This is a genomic window from Lentibacillus persicus, from assembly GCF_900112705.1.
GTDB lineage: Bacteria > Bacillota > Bacilli > Bacillales > Amphibacillaceae > Lentibacillus > Lentibacillus persicus.
In genome coordinates, this window is the sequence record NZ_FOMR01000016.1 from 1 (window position 1) to 17992 (window position 17992).

The window sequence follows — 17992 nt, forward strand, 5'->3', positions numbered from 1 at the left end:
CTGTCGCTCGAGTTGCGGGCCCTGTCGCTCGAGTTACGGGCGCTGTCGCTCGAGTTACGGGTTGGGCCGCGGGGATAAATCCGCGGCCCAATCCCATTTCATAACAATTAATTATTCTTCTTAGTTTTATTCGCTTTCACACGCCACAACGCCAAAGCAGAAATGACTGCCCCGCCGGCCATAACAGGACCTTTTTTTAGCCGATTATCTTCGTCGTAAAATTTATCTTTCAGAACGAGATTAACATTTTGCGGACGCTCAGCCAGGCGCCGCATAAAATAGCCGAACCAATCACTCCCGAACGGAATATAAGTACAGAAGTTATACCCTTCTTGTGCCAATTTATTTTGCAAGTCATTCCGGAAGCCGTAAAGCATCTGGAACTCATATTTAGCGTCATCAATATTATTTTCTTCGGCAAACGCTTTCAATTCATTAATAATATGATGGTCATGCGTGCCAATTGACGTGAATGCGTTACCCAGAAGTCGTTGTTTGGCAAGCTTCAAAAAGTTTTCGTCAATAGCCTGCTTATTCGGATAAGCCACCTCTTCACTTTCTTTATAAGCGCCCTTTACGAGTCTGATGCGCACGTCTTTTAACGCTTCCAAATCGTCTTCTGCCCGGTATAGGTAAGTCTGAATGACAGTCCCCACATTGTCATAATCCTGAAGCAAAACCCTCAGAACCTCAAGCGTCTGCTCATAATGTGAATAATCCTCCATATCGATATTGACAAAAATATTATATGCGCTCGCTGTTTGTAAAATCGCTTTCATATTTTCAATACAAAAGTCCTTCTCTATATCGAGACCGAGCTGGGTTAGCTTGACTGATAAGTGGCAATCAGCATCTTCTTCATGGATTGATTGAAGAAGCGAAATGATTTTGTCCCTTGCTTGTAAAGCTTCTGTTTTATCCGTTACAAATTCACCGAGATTATCCAGCGTGCAGCTTATGCCAAGTTCATTCAGTTTTTTAACCTCTTGCAGCACGCTCTCCACCGAAGTTCCGGCAACAAATTTATCAGCCCCAAGTGAAAAACCCCACTTTTTCGCCTGATTGTTCAAAAACCGGTTATTAGATAAACCAATAAAAAAATCCCGTGTCATGTTCGTCATCACAAAAACTCCCTCGACTTATATTGCAGCATGTGAGTCAGAGCCGCTTGATGCATCTTAACTATAACTCTATTATACTATAAACTGAAGTTAAAAATAAAATGGCAATTTTATCTCTATACTCAACCGAACAGCAATTAGCAAAATTTAACGCAAAAGGGGCAATATAACATGACAAACAATTTAAAACTACGTACATTGGAGAAGGATGATTTAACATTCCTGCACAAACTCTTTAACAGCCCGGACATCATGAGCTATTGGTTCAGTGAATCCTATATGTCGATGGAGCATCTGAAAGAGAGTTTTGATAAAGTGAAACTTCAATCAGTGGGGGGTGCCCACTGATTGTTAGTTGAACCGAATCGGGCATTTACTGGCAGTGTCTTCCGTTCTTTGGAAGATTACTGCCAGTTACATGCGGGATAAAAATAAAGACAACCAAGATAACCGGGAATTCATGCTGACAAATAGCAATGAGGAAAAACTCGGTTTCGTGAGCCTGTATGATATTGAAAATCGACACCGAAACGCAGAGTTTGCTATTATAATTGATCCCCTCCACCAAGGCAATGGTTATGCAGCACCGGGAACTGTATTAGCAATGGAGTATGCGTTTTCCGTGCTTAATCTTCATAAAGCGAAACTCCAAACAGTGAAGCGTTCTTCTTCACTGATTGATAGTTGAGCCGAATCGGACATTTACTGGCAGTATCTTCCGTTCTTTGGAAGATTACTGCCAGTTACATGCGGGATAAACTTTATTTAATTGTAGCAAACACGAACGAAAAAGCAGGGTATGTATATGAAAAAGTGGGTTTTCAGACTGAAGGCAAATTAAAAGAACACTTTTTCGTCAATGGCGAATATATCGATGGCATTATGATGGGCGTTTTCCAGCAGGATTATTGGGAAATGCAACAAAACAAAAAATGAGAACAGCAAAAGGACCAGAACGCACGGAAGCGTTCTGGTCCTTTTAACCTGATTTGAAAAGCAATTGCCCGCCTGATTTGTCACTTCTTTCTATGCCGCTTATTCCGTTTGTTCTCAAGATTAAGAAACTCCCGGTCCTCGGCCAATTCCACATCATCGGCATCAGGCTTCTGTTTGACAAATCTGTTTTTATTATTTTGCGTGTTTTTATCTTTGTTACGGTTTTTATTTTCCTCTGACATAAAGATTCCCTCCTTCCTTTTTAAGTTTTCCGCAATCTTTTAAAATATGCCTGCTTCATACCAGACGATTTGTCAGGAATATTGACATTTTTTTAATATTCCTATACCTTTCCCCTATATGATGACTAAGGGGGAAAAGAAATGATCGAATGGCTTACAACTATAAGCGGCCAAATCAGCGGCTACATATGGGGACTGCCGCTTATTATCCTTTTAGTGGGGACAGGGCTCTACTTAACGATCCGATTAGCATTTTTCTCGTTTCGAATGCTGCCGTATGCATTAAGCATTACGTTTAAAAAACATGATGGAAAATCCACAGGTGACATATCGCATTTCCAGGCGCTTATGACAGCGCTGGCTGCGACAGTTGGGACAGGAAACGTCGTTGGGGTAGCAACAGCTGTTGTCGCCGGTGGACCGGGAGCTGTCTTTTGGATGTGGATCACTGCACTCGTCGGTATGGCCACAAAATATTCCGAGGGTATTCTAGGCGTTAAATACCGGCAGACCAATGCCAAAGGCGAAATGTCCGGCGGGCCGATGTATTATATTGAAAAAGGACTGGGCCAGAAATGGCTTGGGTTATTGTTCGCCTTTTTTGCAGTCTTTGCTGCTATCTTTGGCATCGGTAACATGATCCAGGCGAACGCTGCATCCGATGTTGCCAACGATGTATTTAACACCCCGCTCTGGTTAACCGGTGTAGTCTTTGCGATTCTTGTCGGGCTCGTGATTATCGGTGGTGTTAAAACAATTGGACGGACAGTAAGCGTTCTCGTACCGGTTATGGTTGTTTTTTATCTGATAGCCGGCTTCATCATAATTTTCCTTAATATTGATGCGGTGCCAAGTGCATTCAGTTTAATATTTTCCGATGCTTTTACAGGTGAGGCAGCCGCTGGCGGTACAATTGGTACCGTTATCCGAATGGGTGTCGCACGCGGGCTGTTTTCCAATGAAGCAGGTTTGGGTACAGGTGGAATTGCTGCTGCAGCTGCCCGTACAGACGTACCCGCACGCCAAGCTTTAATATCAATGACACAAGTATTTATTGACACGATTATCGTCTGTACGATTACAGGTCTCACGCTGACAATGGCAAACCTTTACGGAAGCGGTATAGAAGGAGCGGCACTCACCGCGCAGTCATTTGAATTATTACTGCCGGGCTATGGTGACATTATCGTGGCAGTGACCCTGCTGACATTTATTTTCTCAACGATTGTAGGCTGGGGCTATTTTGGCGAAAAATGCTTTACCTACCTATTTGGCGATAATTTCACCTTGCTTTACCGAATTATTTTTGTTCTGGCTATCGTGCCCGGCGCTACATTATCACTGGAAATTGTCTGGAATTTCGGTGATATTTTCAACGGCTTAATGGCTGTGCCGAACTTGATCGGGCTTCTCTTCTTATCAGGTGTTGTCGTCAAAGAAACGAAACGATTTAATTCAATACGCGAAAAGGAGAAAAAAGAAGCAGCTTGAATTGGCTGACGACGTTCCGCTCACTAACGAGCGGGACGTTTTTTTATGATCATCAATGTTAAGCGCGGCTGCCACCCGGACCAATCGAAAATGAGGTGGTATCACGCGAAATCGTGGAGCATCACGCGAAATCATGGCAGCACCAATCGACTTTGGGAGAAGAGCACGCGATACCGAACCAGGATCAACCGATATACAAAGGAATCACGCGTGATTCACCAGCATCACCCGGTTCAACAAGCCGGCGCGCGCCTTCGTACCAAACCAGACACACACCTCCATGCCAAAACGCTTGGTCAGCCATCAGATTAAAGTTACAATGGATGGAGAAAGGAGCCCGTCCCAATGACACAATACAACGATCTACCTGGAACACTAAAAAATTTAATCGAAAATAAACCATATACCGAAAACAGTCATGAATTCACCGATCTTATCCGGGAAGGCGGTTATGTCCCGCCGGATGAGGCGCTGCTTCATGACGCTATCATCGCATTAAGCATGGGCAAAAACGTTCTGCTGAAAGGACCAACCGGATCGGGGAAAACACGCTTCGCCGAAACACTTTCAAACGTGTTCAACCAGCCGATGTTCAGTGTGAACTGTTCGGTTGATTTGGATGCCGAAAGTTTGATGGGGTTTAAAACACTCGATTATGAAGACGGTCGGCAAATGATTGATTTTGTCCCAGGCCCGGTGACCAACGCTATGAAAAACGGGACCTTTCTTTATATTGATGAAATTAACATGGCTAAGCCGGAAACACTGCCGCTCATCAATGGTGTGCTTGATTATCGACGGACGATTACGAACCCATTCACAGAAGAGATTATCACGGCGGCTGATGGTTTTGGCGTTGTGGCTGCCATTAACGAAGGCTATGTCGGCACCGTGCCGCTCAATGAGGCACTGAAAAACCGTTTTGTCGTCATCGATATACCTTACTTGCAGGGCGAGCAGCTGAATCAGCTTATTCAGGAAACCAGCCGTCTGGGAGATGAACGTACGATCGATTTATTTGTGCGCCTTTCAGAAGATCTGATTCAGGCAGTAGCCCAAGGCAAACTTGCAGAAGACGCAGCCTCCATCAGAGCCCTTCTTGATGCATGCGATTTAAGCGCGATGATCCCACCAAAACGGGCGATCCAACGCGCAATCGCCGACAAACTCGACGAAGACAGAGAAAAAGAACTCGTCATAACCATCGCCGAAACACTATTTGGATAAACGGGGTCTGTGGATAAACGGGGTCTGACCCCCTTTTCCCCCTCTGGATAGGAGAATTTATATGTTTCGTTTTCGAGAAAATGATATTGATACGGGGCTTTATTTGCAGCTGCAGGATTTGACCGCGGTGTTGTCGGGTCTTCCTGAGTTGAAATTTGATTACGCTTACGGGTCAACAATTGATAAAGACCATTTCAAGATGACCGCAAGTGCCAACTGGGGAATTGGGAATACCATTGCGCGCAAAGCAGGCTTCAAAACCGATATTTTGCTTCGGACAATCGGTACGTTACATCATTCTGACATCCCTGCTATGCAGGCTTTTGAAAAAAACATTTCCGAGTCACCAATCCAAACGTTTGCGGATCAGCTCTTTACACTGTTTGAAGATATCAGGCTTGAAGAAATTATAAAAAAAGAACGCCCCGGTACAGCAGACTTATTTTCCATCCGCCGAAGTTATTTAAAACAGTACTTTAATCAGCAGCTGCAAGCAAATGTCACGCGAAGCTATTTACTCGATGAGCTCTATTGCCTGATATATTTGCTGGTGCAATCCGAAACGCCGGATCCTTCATTCCCGAATGCCAACAGCAAACAAGTAGTACAACTCGAAAAACTCCAGCCTATTTTATTTGAACTTTTTGAAGCAAAACGCACACGTGACATCGCCCGGATAACCGAAAAAGTTGTTTACCGGCTGGAACCGGTCTATAAGGATATGACAAATGATTATTTTATTTTCCCGATTTCAAACCTATCCACCTACACGGAAAAAAATGTGTTTGATGCATTAACACGCACTGATCCGCTCGCGAACGACAGCGCCCAAGAAGACGTCAGTGAAGAAAACAGCAACACGTTCGATGAGCAATTTTCCAGCTGGCACAGCGAAAATGAAAACGCCGACCGAAACCAAAATTTTATGCAGTTTGAATTGGAACAGGGTACGAGCTCCAGTCTGTTGGGTGAAGGTGCACGTGAAACAGAAGAAGGTGACCAGGCGCTTGCTTCCATACAAGGTGCATCCGGTGAAAGCGAGCAAAATGACTATTCCGACATGCAAGCGATGGAAAAAAGCCAGTCAACACAGAGTGAGGAAGCGAGCAGCGGCATCTACGGAAGGGAAAATCGGCATGCCAAAAAAATCTTCAAAAACGCCGAAAAACCATCTGCAGAGGATGAGGCGCTCTACCGGCAATATGCAGAAGAAATTGCGCCGTATCAGCGTCGGTTGTCAAATACAATTGAAAAAATGCTCGAACATAAGCGGCAGATGCCCCGCGGCAATTTGAGCACAGGCCGGCTCTCCAAAAATCTAATCCCGGCTGTGACTGAGGATTATCCGCGCCTTTTTTACAAGAAAGATGACGAATCAAACGAAATGGATGCTTCCTTCACGCTGCTGGTGGATTGTTCCGCTTCAATGATGAACAAAATGGAAGAAACGAAAAAAGGCGTCGTTTTGTTTCATGAAGTATTGAAAAGACTTAAGATTCCGCATACCATCATTGGATTCTGGGAAGAAGCAACGGGTGTCAAAGAGCACGTTCAGCCCAATTATTTTCATAAGATCCATTCATTCAATCATTCGCTTTATGCAAACAATGGCGCAAACATTATGCAGCTGGAAGCCCAGGAAGACAACCGTGACGGCTATAGTATTCGTGTTGCCGCTGAAGAATTGGAAGCCCGAAGCGACAAAAACCGCTTCCTGCTCGTTTTCTCTGACGGTGAACCGGCTGCTTCCAATTACACTGAAAATGGCATCCTTGATACGAATATGGCCGTCTCCGAAACGCGAAAAAAAGGCATTGACGTTGTCGGCTTATTCCTGGCTGAAGGCGAAATCAGCGAACAAGATGACGAACTCATGCGCAATATATACGGACGCGAACGCATTATGGTACCAAGCGTCGCCGACTTGCCTGACCATTTCGCCCCGCTCCTCAAAAAATTGCTGTTGAAAGTCGTTTGATGTGGGACAAGGCCCTGGATTTCAATAGCGGGTTCTTTCTCGTCGTTTCAGCAGCATGTATTCCAAGGCTCCGGTTCCCAAAAACACCCCGCATAATATGAGGAGAAATCCGAGCATATGATTCAGCGTGATCGTTTCGTTGAGAAATATCGATGATCCAAGGACGGCAAATAATGTGTTGAGATTTAGAAAGATTGCGGTTTCGGCGGGTCCTGCTTTTTTTATCGCATAATTATACGTCATATGCCCGAATGCTGTCGCGAGCAGAGCACTGAACAAGAAAGCTCCACCCAGTTGCCAGTCAATCAGACGCGTTATCTCCTGAACGTCTGCACCAAACACCTGACTTGTAAGCAAGATTGCCGCTGCCCCTATGACAAGCATATATCCAGTCGCCAGTCTTGGGTCCAATGTCGGATTCAGTTTGCTGATCAGGACGAAACTGAACCCTTGCACCAAAACGCCTAAAAAGACAATCATGTCACCGAGTGAAACGCTGGACAATTCACCTGTCCCCATCATGGTTGTTATGACGACGCCAACAAAACCGAGCACAAATCCTAAAACACGCACCCATGTCATCCGCTGCCGTAAAATCAAATAAGCCATCATCGCTGTGATAAGCGGGTTCATCCCCAATATCAAAGAACCGTTGATGCCGCTCGTTAAATCAAGACCAATCGCCACAAATGAGTGATGCAGGACAACATTAAAAATCGCTATGTAGGAAATAACCTGCCATTCATTTTTACGCGGCAGACGGAATAATCCCATAACCGCACATGCTGTCAATACACCAACCCCTGCTGTCATGACCCGAAATCCGGTTAACAGAATCGGATCAATGGCATCGACAAGCACTTTAATCGCTGAAACATTCAGACCCCACATCAGCATAACTAATAACAATAATATATAAATTCGAGCCATGAACCTATTCCCCCGATTTTTTAAACCATATATTTTACTATGATAACAGGATAAACTAATATTTTCCTGTGAGGCATCTTGAAAAAAGCCGTGTTTAAAATAAACGTTATAAAACACCTGGCCAAATAAAAAATAACCCCCACGTGCTATCGGATCCACGTGAAGATTATCGATTGTTAAAAATTGTACGTCAAAATTTCACATCCCCAAGGCTTAATTCTGAATCTCTGCACCGCCGAGAATCGTCATACAATTAATTTTTAACACGGGAAGATCCGAATGCTTTTCATGAACCTTTGTTTTATTTTCCCACCCGCCAAGAATGGGACTTCCGGATATTTCCACCTGAACATCTTCCGGCACTCTAATGTTTGCGCCTCCCAGGATAGAGGCTAAATCAAGTGACGCGCCCTCTCCTACAAACACATCACGTAGATCAATTTCAGCACCGCCGAAAACCGTCGTCACACTTCCACCTTGAAAGTTCTTCGACTGACTCTTTATCTCAGCGCCAGAAAACAGCACAAAAGTGTTTAAACGCTCGCCCGTGTGCGACGCCTTTTCATGTTTTCCTCGGGTGAAAATGATAACAGCACCAATAAATATGAAATGAGGGGCCATAGATAAGGCGTTAAATTTAAATCGAGCCACTGATTTGCTGAAAATATCCCCCCGATCAATAAAAACAAAAGACCTGAGACAGCAGTAGAATGTGTGCGATTGAGCAATTGAACGACACCAATAATCATTAAAATAAGCGGCCATGAAACCGACAATAACTCCGGGAAATCAATAATTTCAGCTTGATGCAACAGAAATCCGGCACCAAACAAAAGGAAAAACACACCTGTCCAAACTCTTCCAGTCATAAAACCCCTCCGTCATTTCTGATAATTGCTAACATTATTACGCACTGCTTAACAAAAAGTTTCATGTCATAACACATTATATGCAGCGTTTCTCTTTTATTCAGCAATCGTGCTATAATTATCGTATAGATATAAAATTGAGGAGGAACCAAATGGCTAAACGGCTATTTCTATTTTTACTGACAAATATTCTTGTATTGACCACAATCGTTATCGTTTGGTCAATCATTATATCATTCACCGACTTGAGCGGCTCATTTACCAATGGCGGCGAAGGGCTTGCCGGTATTAACTACGGATCGATCATGGTGTTCAGTTTACTTGTCGGCTTTATTGGTTCGTTTATTTCGCTTGCGATCTCCCGGATTGTTGCCAAGAAAATGATGCGGGTCAAAGTTTTGGATCCCGATGGCAAGTTGTCGGCACAGGAGCGTGCTATCGTTGAAAAAGTTCACCGGCTGGCACGGGCCGCGGGACTTATGCATATGCCAGAGGTCGGTATTTACCAGTCCCGTGAAGTGAACGCTTTTGCAACAGGACCTACTAAAAAGCGATCGCTTGTTGCTGTATCAAGCGGCTTATTGCAGCAAATGGATGACGACGCGGTTGAAGGTGTCATCGCCCATGAAGTTGCCCACGTGGCCAATGGTGATATGGTAACGATGACGCTGCTGCAAGGAATCGTCAATACATTTGTTGTATTCTTATCAAGGATTGCCGCTATTATCGTCTCGCGTCTCGTGCGTTCAGAATTGCAGACGGTGGTGCATATTGCTTCGATTATCATTTTTCAAATTCTGTTTTCCATCCTTGGCAGCATCGTTGTCAGCGCCTTCTCACGATACCGCGAATACCGTGCTGACCGCGGTGGAGCAGACCTGGCCGGACGTGACAAAATGGCATATGCGTTGCGTTCGCTGAAAAATAACACTGGACTGGCTCAAATGAAAGACCAGACCGATGATGCAGCGATTCAAACGATGAAAATAAATCAAAAAAGCAAAGTGGTCTCACTTTTCTCATCGCACCCGCCGATTGACGAACGTATCGAACGGCTGGAACGCGGTTAAAACAGAAAAATGCCATGCAGCCTTACTTGGGCGCATGGCGTTTTTTATTCGTGCGGGAGAAAACCGAACTGTCAACGGGCGCGAGGGCAGTGGCGCTATAGTGTAAAAGCATTTTTCCACCGGGCTGCACGAGTTGGTGCTGCTTCCGCACTCCCCCGCTCGAGTTTCTGTTCTCCTCGCACGAGTTCAGCCCCTCCCCGCACGAGTTTCTGCTCTTCTCGCACGAGTTCGGCCCTCTCCCGCTCGAGTTTCCGCTCCCCCCGCACGAGTTCAGCCCTTCCCCGCTCGAGTTTCTGATCTCCCCGCACGAGTTCGGCCCTTCCCCGCTCGAGTTGAAGTAGTTCGGCGGCAGTTCTATGATTTATTGTCTTCCGATTTCTGATTTTTTCTTTTCACTGCTTCTAGGTCCGTGTTGCTGTATATATTCGTCCCGTGCCCGCCTGTTGTCCGGGCAATATATTCCTTTGCCTCGTTATATGACAACCCTGAACGGCGGCTCTGTTCTTTAATTGATTCTGCATTAATCTGATTATCTTTCTTCATTAAAAAACCTCCATTGCGATTTTATTTTAGTCTGCGCGATAAAGATTTTTTAATGCCATTCGTTCTATCTTTGAGTCCGGATTTGTTACTATTGCTAACAGTGTTATTGTTATGCCAATTACATTACCGCTTCCGCTTCTTTCTCGTCTTTCTGATTCAAAATACTTACCGGGTTAAACAACTCATAATGACGGTTCGCATTGGGAACGCCCCATTCTTTAAGCCCTTTGTCGACAGCTTTCATAAATGGCGCAGGCCCGCAGCAATAGAAATCAGCTTTGGTGTCCTCCGATAAGATTGATTGAAGCCAGGGCAAATCAACAAAGCCTTCCTTATCATAGTTCCGAGTTGCCCGGTCACCATCGCTTGGGCTGTCGTAGCAGACAAACGACGCTATATTTGAATGCCCTGCAGCAACCTGTTCGACCCGCTTTTTCATAGCATGGGATGAACTGTTTTGTGTGGCATGAATAAATGTTACCGGGCGGTCGGATTCCTTTTCAGCAAGTGTTTCCAGCATGCTCATGACCGGTGTGATACCGATCCCTCCACTGAGCAATACAACCGGGCTTTTCTCACTTTCGATTGTAAAGTCACCGGCAGGAGCAGAAAATTCTAAGGTATCGCCTTCTGCAACACGTTCGTGCAAGTAACTGGAAACAATGCCATCAGGCAAATCCCCACGGCCTTTTTCATGCTTGACACTGATTTTATAATAATCCTTGCCGGATGGTCCGGAAAGACTGTACTGCCGCATATGCGTATGTGGCTCACCATCGATATCAGCTTTAATGGTCAAATATTGCCCCGCTTTAAATGGTGGAAGTGGCTTGCCATCTGCAGGCTTCAGGCAGAATGACACAACGTCGCTTGTTTCCTGAATTTTTTTATCAACAACAAATTCACGAAAGCCTGTCCAGCCGCCTTCCTGTTGTTCAGTTTCGTTATATTTTTTCTGTTCAATTTCAATAAACAAATTCGCAATATAATCATATGCAGCGCCCCATGCCTCAATTACCTCATCGGTTGCGGCATTTCCCAGCACATCCTGGACCGCTTTGAGCAAGACTTCGCCGACCACTGGATATTGCTCAGGCTTCACACCGAGTGAGACGTGTTTTTCAGCGATTCGTTCGACAAGCTGATTGATATTTTCCAGACTGTCAATGTTCTCACCTGCAGCATACACCGAATAAACAAGCGCTTCCTGCTGCAGTCCCCGCTTCTGGTTCGTCTGGTTAAATACGTTACGCAGTTCCGGTACCTTTGTAAAAAGCAATTCATAAAAATGCTTGCCTATTTCAGAACTGTGTTCCTTTAAAACTGGCGCTGTTGATTTAACAATTTCGAGTTTTTCTGTATCTAGACTCAATGAAGTCCCCTCCAGCTAAGTAATAATATTTTTCCTGTAAACACTATGTTAAGCGTGAAAACGTCACTCAGGTGTGACCTGCATCACACCTTCCTGTGTCAATTTTGTGAAAGATTGAAACGAGGGTCAGACCCCTTTCTTCCCCACGTTGCCTGGATAGAATGAATCGTGCTAAACTGAGATGACTTAGTTGACCTGGAGATGATGGATGATGAAAAAGTTGTATGCTGCTTTAACCTTTTTAGTGTTATTGTTAGCTGGTTTGATGAAAATACGGTTTGATACGCATGATTTCAAAGTGAAAAAAGTTGTCTTCAACAGTGCGAAAATCCCGCCTCGTTCGCGTTTTACCATGCTCCAGATGAGTGACATTCATGACCATGTATTTGGCAGGGACAATGAACAGCTTATAAACACGGTCCAACAGGCCAATGCTGATATAATCGTTCTGACGGGTGACTTGATTGATAAATCAACGGTGTGGTTCAACCATGTCTATTCGCTGGTTGAACGTTTAACAGCCATCAACCAGCACGTCTATTTTGTATGCGGTAATCATGAATGGGAAAACGGCATGACAGCGCAATTTTTAAAAGGACTGCGTGAACGCGGCATTACACTATTGGACAACGAAAACACAAGCGTCATACACGAAAAAGCCACCATCACGCTGGCCGGTGTTAACGATTCTTCGACAGAACATGACAATGTCACTGAAACTTTTAAAAATATCAGCAACCACAATTACACTGTTCTCTTATCACATGCCCCAGGGGTTATAATGAAGGATGAGCCAATACCTGCTGACCTTATTTTAAGCGGCCATACTCATGGCGGTCAGATTAGATTTCCATTGATCGGCGCCCTGATTGCACCCGGTCAGGGATATTTCCCAAAATATGACAAAGGAACATATAAACTAAGTTCGAACAGACATCTCTATATTGACAGCGGCGTGGGAACGACTAGACTTCCGATACGGTTTTTAAACAAAAGCCAGATCAGTTTGATTACAATTGAAAACACGTCCGCGCAGTAAACGATGAGGCAAACAAATGGGCAACCATAGGGATAAGACGTTATACTGACGATAGACTATTTTTAGTTAGGGGGAGTCATATGAGTAACGGAATGGAAGGTGCCGTGAATGGCTGGCTGCAGCATCGGATGGTACTGGATGATTTACTTGCCCTGGTAGATGATGAGAACATACATTACAGACCGTGGGATGGTGCGATGTCACTAAGCGAACTTGCGATTCACATTGTAACGTCAACCTATATGTTTGTCAGGGGCATCAAAAAAGGCGAATTCGAAGCGCCACCGGAAGAAACAAATTACAAAACAATTAACGATGTCCGAACAATTGTCCAGCGGTACACCGAAGAAACAAAAGAAGAAATATCGACCATTTTTTCCTATCAAATGAAAGGATACATTCAGTTCAACAAACTGCGGGCACCCGGTACATATTGGTTTTCCAATGCCATTGATCACGAAGTCCACCACAAAGGACAACTATTCACATACGTCCGCATGACCGGGGTTAAAGAAGTACCCAATTTCACCCGCCAGCCCGACGAAATTTAGGGACCGGGATAAAACAATTAAAGAATAAATGAAAAGACGAACGATTGATAGCATGGGAGTTGAATTACACCGTTTCAGCACCCTACTTATCGTTCGTCTTTTATATTGAAATCAAAAGATACTCCAGCTTAATTTATGACCTGACGGTTTTCTTCCATATGCCTAGCATGATGCCTGCTACAACCGAGCCGATTGCCAGGGCTACCAGGAAAAACAAGGCATTTTCGGCCAATGGAATGACAAAGATACCGCCGTGCGGTGCAGGTATTGAACTTGCCCATAGCTGGGTAAGGCCGCCGCCAATTAATGCGCCGGCAACCGACGAGCCAATGACACGAACCGGATCGGCAGCGGCAAACGGAATAGCACCTTCTGTAATAAACGAAAGTCCCATCACATAATTCGTCAAACCTGACTCCCGCTCTTGTTCTGAGAATTTGTTTTTGAAAAACGTCGTCGCCAGTGCTATCGCTATCGGCGGAACCATCCCGCCAACCATAACAGCCGCCATCAGGCTGCCGTCACCGGTATCAGTAAATATACCAATCGCAAACGTGTAAGCGGCTTTATTAAACGGACCACCCATATCAATAGCCATCATGCCGCCAAGCAGTGCACCAAGAATAACGGCATTGCCGGTTCCCAGGTTTTCCAGAAAACTGATCATACTGGTATTGATTGTGGAGAAAACCGGACCGATAATAAAATACATGAAAAGGCCGATTAATAACAACCCTGTCACCGGATAAAGCAACACTGATTTTAACCCGTCGAGTGATTTCGGCAAGTTGCGGAACCACCGTTTAACGAGCAATACAAGATAACCGGCGAGAAAACCGGCAACCAATCCGCCGAGAAAACCGGCGTTGCTTTCCACTGCCATAAAACCGCCGACAAGACCAGGCATCAATCCGGGACGATCGGCAATACTCATGGCAATATAACCGGCAAGAATTGGAATCAGAAAATTAAAGGCATTACTTCCGATCGTATTAAAAAAGTTAAACAGCTCGTGATCACTTCCGAGAATCCCTTCCAATAAAAACGATACCGCCATCAAGATGCCGCCGCCAACGACGAATGGCAGCATATGAGAAACACCGTTCATCAAATCTTTATAAATTTTTCGCCACACAGACATTGATGCTTCAGATTCACCCTCATTCTCTGCAGCTTCATTCGCATGATAAATGGCAGCATCGCCTTTCATTGCCTTTGTAATCAGTTCTTCCGCGTTATTAATGCCTTCTGATACCGGACGTTCCAGCACGGGTTTCTGATTAAAACGCGTCATCGGCACATTTTTATCAGCGGCCACAATAACACCGGCCGCTCGTTTAATCTCTTCTGGTGACAAGGCATTCGCAGCGCCATCAGAGCCGTTCGTCTCCACACGAATATCAATGCCCATTTCAGCCGCTTGTTTCTTTAACGCATCTTCAGCCATATAAGTGTGGGCGATCCCGGTCGGACAAGCTGTGACGGCAACAACGAACGGTTTTTCTTCCGTCTTTTCACCTTCTGCTTGTTCATCAACGGACGTTTCTGCTGGGTTCTCCTCTTGATGGAAAAGCCTCTGAACCTCTTCCGGTGTTGAAGCTTGTTTCAATTGAGAGACAAACGCCTGATCAATCAGCATTCTCGACAGCGCCGCCAACGTTTGCAGATGCGTATCATTAGCTCCATCCGGAACGGCAATCATGAAAAACAGATATGTCGGTTGTCCGTCCAAGGCTTCATAATCAAGACCGGCTTCACTTTTGGCAAACAGCACCGTTGCCTCATTCACTGCATCCGTCTTTGCATGCGGCATCGCAATTCCATCGCCCAACCCGGTCGATGTCTGCTCTTCCCGTTTTATTATGGCTTCTTTAAACGTCTCCCGATCATTGATCACATTATTTGCTGCTAATGACGCGACCATTTCGTCAATAGCAGATGCTTTGTCAGACGCCTTCATATCCATAATCATGATATCTTTGCGGAGCAAGTCATTAATGTTCATCATTTTCCTCCTTTTTCGCTTGTAGACACGCGGGTAATCGCGACTTTATCCAGTAAGCGTGAAATGTCAGCCGCCTTGGCCAAATCATCCGAAAAAGCAGTCGCACTGCCTGCTGCCAAACTCACCCGAAATGCTTCTGTCATATCCGGGGTTGCTGTCAACTTTCCAGTGAAACCAGCGATCATTGAATCGCCTGCCCCGACAGAATTTTTCACCTGTCCCCGTGGTGCTTGACCGTAGTAAATACCTTCTTCCGTGAATAGCAGTGCCCCTTCGCCGGCCATGGACACAATCGCGTTTCTGGCACCGCATTTCAAAAGATGTTTTCCGTAATAGATAACGTCATCCTGATTATTAAGTGTTACCCCGAATAGTTCGGCAAGTTCGTTTTTGTTTGGCTTGACCAGCAGCGGCCGGTACTCCAGAACGGATTTTAAAGCTTCTCCCGTCGTGTCAATAACAAACGATGCACCAGATCGGTTAATTCGCTCCGCTAATCGAATTTGAAAGTCATTTGATAAAGATGGCGGTGTGCTTCCTGATACAATTACAATGTCCTGACTGGTCACCCCTTCAAGCTGTTGCAGCAAACGTTCAGCTTCTTCCGGCATAATGTCCGGTCCGCGGCCATTAATTTCCGTTTCGCTGCGAGCCTTTAATTTAATGTTAATTCTGGTTGCACCTTGAATCGGCGTGAAATCGGTTCGTATACCCTTGTTTTTAAGTGTTTCGGCAATAAAACTTCCTGTAAAGCCGCCTAAAAAGCCAAGAGCCGTGGTCTCATAGCCCAGTTCATGCAATAGCCGGGATACATTAATCCCTTTACCGCCAGCAAACATCATTTCATTATCCATTTTATTTAGTTCACCGAGATTCAGCTCATTAACGTGAACGATATAATCAATCGAAGGGTTAAGCGTTATCGTATAAATCATTTTGCCGCCTCCATAATTGTCGTGATTTCTTGATAGTCTTCAAGATGATCGGGTAATGCATCGGTAACGATCGTAACATCACCAAGCTCACATACTTTGGCAAAGTTAACCTGATTCCATTTACTTTGGTCAGCTAAAAGAAAACCAGAAGCCGCATGCTGATGCGCTATCTGTTTTAACGCCGCTTCCTCAGGGTCAGGGGTTGTACAGCCAAAAGCAGGATCAATCCCGTTCATCCCCAGGAAAGCTTTATCGAAACGATAGTTTTTGAGTTCGCTCAAAGTTTGTGATCCAATTATTGCTTTGGTTGAAGGTTTAATTTTCCCACCCGGCACGTACGTTTCGATGCCCTGATCGGTCAGAAGCGATGCATGCTGTATGCCGTTTGTCACAACCGCAATAGATTTGTTTGCTAAGTACGGCAGCATGGCATAGGTGGTTGTGCCGGCATCAATAAAAATGACCTCATTGTTTTCAACCAACCCAGCAGCTAATTTACCTATTGATTCTTTGGACTGATGGTTTTTGAATGTTTTTTCAGAAGCAGTCAGTTCTTCGCTCAATTGATAAGTCCGTTTCGCTCCACCATGAATGCGTATTAACAAACCGTCTTCTTCAAGCTGGGCTAAATCCCGTCTAATTGTTGATTCCGAGCATCCGATAAGATCCATGAGCTGTTGCGATTTTAATATGCCTTCCTGTTGTAAACGATTCAAAATCAGCTGATGCCGTTCTTCTGTTAACATGAACGTCCAACCTCCTCAACCATTATAATACCATCAAAAACGTTCAAAAACAATCAAAAAGCATAAACGGAAGTTCATCAACAACACATCGATTACTCGAAATCAGCTAACTTGAACCATATAAAAAAACGCGAGGATGTTCTCCCCGCGTTTCCCAAACCTATTTAATTGTTATTTTTGAGACAGGGCTTCTGACACCTGTCCCTCTATGATTGCAGAACTTCGATATCGGTTACGGTAAAGTTGTCTTTTTCAAGATCGGCAACTACTTGTTTCATCGTAGTTTCATTGACATCTTCGGGCAGCACAATACAGACACGGCGGACAAACTGCGAATCGTTGTTAAGTGAGATAACGCTCTGTAAATTGCAATACTTGTTGACGACTTTCAGCATGCGCCTCAGCGCCCCCGAGTATTCAATGGTACCTATCGTTAGTGAATAGCTGCCATTATGGACACCCCACGCGTTTTCCAGCACTTGAATAATATTTCCGTTCGTTAAGATGCCAAGAAACGTTTTGTCATCGTCAACGACACCTAGAAACGGCAATTCTTTAATCGATGAAAATACCTTGACAAATGGATCTTTGTAGTTGACGAATCCTTTCTCATCAGTAATAAGGTCACTGAGCGGCCCTTCTAATAACCCTTCGATTTCCTCTTCCATTAAGTGAACCTTGTAAATATTGCCGACGTACTTTTCTCCGGCTTCATCAAGCACCGGGATACATCGGTAACCTGAATCCACCAGCTTATCCAGCGCTGCCTGCTTACTATCGGTTTCATGTACATAAACAACTTCCCGCTTATCAACATAATCTTCATTAATAATCATCAAGCGGCCTCCCATCTGCTGTAGCATTCCAATTTATTCTATTTTCCTATACATATGATTAGATTTCAATTCAAATATAAAGTTTATAAGTCAACGCTATA

General features: G+C 44.6%; 19 protein-coding genes and 1 pseudogene. 9 read left to right on the forward strand and 11 right to left on the reverse strand.

The window, feature by feature from the left end; all coding sequences use genetic code 11:
• Window positions 1–107 precede the first annotated feature (107 nt).
• The gene (locus BMZ22_RS15775; protein ID WP_090087377.1) at window positions 108–1121 is read right to left on the reverse strand and encodes a proline dehydrogenase family protein; all 1014 of its coding nucleotides are present in this window, start codon (window positions 1119–1121) and stop codon (window positions 108–110) included.
• Between the two features lie 171 nt (window positions 1122–1292).
• On the opposite strand from BMZ22_RS15775, the gene BMZ22_RS15780 reads away from it, so the two are divergent.
• Both BMZ22_RS15780 and BMZ22_RS17490 read left to right on the forward strand, forming a co-directional pair.
• On the forward strand, window positions 1293–1469 hold the full coding sequence (locus BMZ22_RS15780) for a GNAT family protein (protein ID WP_177183472.1): 177 nt from the start codon (window positions 1293–1295) through the stop codon (window positions 1467–1469).
• Between the two features lie 76 nt (window positions 1470–1545).
• Window positions 1546–2057 (forward strand): annotated as a pseudogene (locus BMZ22_RS17490) (GNAT family N-acetyltransferase); the annotation flags it as partial.
• A gap of 80 nt (window positions 2058–2137) precedes the next feature.
• Here BMZ22_RS17490 and BMZ22_RS17015 read toward each other — a convergent pair.
• Window positions 2138–2299 carry a hypothetical protein gene (locus BMZ22_RS17015; RefSeq protein ID WP_177183473.1) on the reverse strand — a complete coding sequence of 54 codons (162 nt, stop codon included), beginning with the start codon at window positions 2297–2299 and terminating at the stop codon, window positions 2138–2140.
• A gap of 141 nt (window positions 2300–2440) precedes the next feature.
• Here BMZ22_RS17015 and BMZ22_RS15795 point away from each other — a divergent pair, with 141 nt between their 5' ends.
• The 4 genes from BMZ22_RS15795 (at window position 2441) to BMZ22_RS15805 (ending at window position 6995) form a co-directional block, all read left to right on the forward strand.
• The gene (locus BMZ22_RS15795) at window positions 2441–3790 is read left to right on the forward strand and encodes an alanine/glycine:cation symporter family protein (protein WP_090087381.1); all 1350 of its coding nucleotides are present in this window, start codon (window positions 2441–2443) and stop codon (window positions 3788–3790) included.
• Between the two features lie 45 nt (window positions 3791–3835).
• Window positions 3836–4102, forward strand: a complete 267-nt coding sequence (locus BMZ22_RS16815; protein ID WP_143069995.1) for a hypothetical protein — start codon at window positions 3836–3838, stop codon at window positions 4100–4102.
• Window positions 4103–4135: 33 nt separating this feature from the next.
• Entirely contained in the window at window positions 4136–5017 is an 882-nt protein-coding gene (locus BMZ22_RS15800) for an ATP-binding protein (protein ID WP_090087384.1), read from the forward strand.
• A 61-nt stretch (window positions 5018–5078) separates the two neighbouring features.
• The gene (locus BMZ22_RS15805; RefSeq protein ID WP_090087386.1) at window positions 5079–6995 is read left to right on the forward strand and encodes a vWA domain-containing protein; all 1917 of its coding nucleotides are present in this window, start codon (window positions 5079–5081) and stop codon (window positions 6993–6995) included.
• 21 nt (window positions 6996–7016) lie between these two features.
• Here BMZ22_RS15805 and BMZ22_RS15810 read toward each other — a convergent pair whose 3' ends face one another.
• From BMZ22_RS15810 to BMZ22_RS17025, 3 genes are all read right to left on the reverse strand, one after another.
• A complete protein-coding gene (locus tag BMZ22_RS15810) occupies window positions 7017–7925 on the reverse strand; it encodes a DMT family transporter (protein ID WP_090087389.1) in 909 nt (302 codons plus the stop codon).
• 213 nt (window positions 7926–8138) lie between these two features.
• On the reverse strand, window positions 8139–8393 hold the full coding sequence (locus BMZ22_RS17495; protein WP_090087392.1) for a hypothetical protein: 255 nt from the start codon (window positions 8391–8393) through the stop codon (window positions 8139–8141).
• A gap of 65 nt (window positions 8394–8458) precedes the next feature.
• Window positions 8459–8794 (reverse strand): LiaF transmembrane domain-containing protein, encoded by a 336-nt coding sequence (locus tag BMZ22_RS17025; protein ID WP_090087393.1) that lies wholly within the window; start codon window positions 8792–8794, stop codon window positions 8459–8461.
• A gap of 152 nt (window positions 8795–8946) precedes the next feature.
• On the opposite strand from BMZ22_RS17025, the gene htpX reads away from it, so the two are divergent.
• Window positions 8947–9864 (forward strand): protease HtpX, encoded by a 918-nt coding sequence (htpX, locus tag BMZ22_RS15825; protein WP_090087396.1) that lies wholly within the window; start codon window positions 8947–8949, stop codon window positions 9862–9864.
• A 354-nt stretch (window positions 9865–10218) separates the two neighbouring features.
• Here htpX and BMZ22_RS15835 read toward each other — a convergent pair whose 3' ends face one another.
• Together BMZ22_RS15835 and hmpA are read right to left on the reverse strand one after the other, a co-directional pair.
• Entirely contained in the window at window positions 10219–10407 is a 189-nt protein-coding gene (locus tag BMZ22_RS15835) for a hypothetical protein (RefSeq protein ID WP_090087401.1), read from the reverse strand.
• 118 nt (window positions 10408–10525) lie between these two features.
• Complete coding sequence (gene hmpA / locus BMZ22_RS15840; protein WP_090087403.1) at window positions 10526–11779, reverse strand: NO-inducible flavohemoprotein; 1254 nt, start codon at window positions 11777–11779, stop codon at window positions 10526–10528.
• A gap of 208 nt (window positions 11780–11987) precedes the next feature.
• On the opposite strand from hmpA, the gene BMZ22_RS15845 reads away from it, so the two are divergent.
• Both BMZ22_RS15845 and BMZ22_RS15850 read left to right on the forward strand, forming a co-directional pair.
• A complete protein-coding gene (locus BMZ22_RS15845; protein ID WP_245745511.1) occupies window positions 11988–12818 on the forward strand; it encodes a metallophosphoesterase in 831 nt (276 codons plus the stop codon).
• Between the two features lie 80 nt (window positions 12819–12898).
• A complete protein-coding gene (locus BMZ22_RS15850; protein WP_090087406.1) occupies window positions 12899–13369 on the forward strand; it encodes a DinB family protein in 471 nt (156 codons plus the stop codon).
• A gap of 133 nt (window positions 13370–13502) precedes the next feature.
• Here BMZ22_RS15850 and BMZ22_RS15855 read toward each other — a convergent pair whose 3' ends face one another.
• From BMZ22_RS15855 to cbpA, 4 genes are all read right to left on the reverse strand, one after another.
• On the reverse strand, window positions 13503–15374 hold the full coding sequence (locus BMZ22_RS15855; protein ID WP_090087407.1) for a PTS fructose transporter subunit IIABC: 1872 nt from the start codon (window positions 15372–15374) through the stop codon (window positions 13503–13505).
• A complete protein-coding gene (gene pfkB / locus BMZ22_RS15860) occupies window positions 15374–16309 on the reverse strand; it encodes a 1-phosphofructokinase (RefSeq protein WP_090087409.1) in 936 nt (311 codons plus the stop codon). The genes BMZ22_RS15855 and pfkB overlap by 1 nt, the downstream gene beginning before the upstream one ends.
• Window positions 16306–17055, reverse strand: coding sequence for a DeoR/GlpR family DNA-binding transcription regulator (locus BMZ22_RS15865; protein ID WP_090087412.1), 750 nt, complete (start codon window positions 17053–17055; stop codon window positions 16306–16308). The genes pfkB and BMZ22_RS15865 overlap by 4 nt, the downstream gene beginning before the upstream one ends.
• 206 nt (window positions 17056–17261) lie before the next feature.
• Window positions 17262–17891: a cyclic di-AMP binding protein CbpA gene (gene cbpA, locus BMZ22_RS15870; RefSeq protein ID WP_090087414.1), complete on the reverse strand. Its 630-nt coding sequence runs from the start codon at window positions 17889–17891 to the stop codon at window positions 17262–17264.
• Between the last annotated feature and the right edge of the window lie 101 nt (window positions 17892–17992).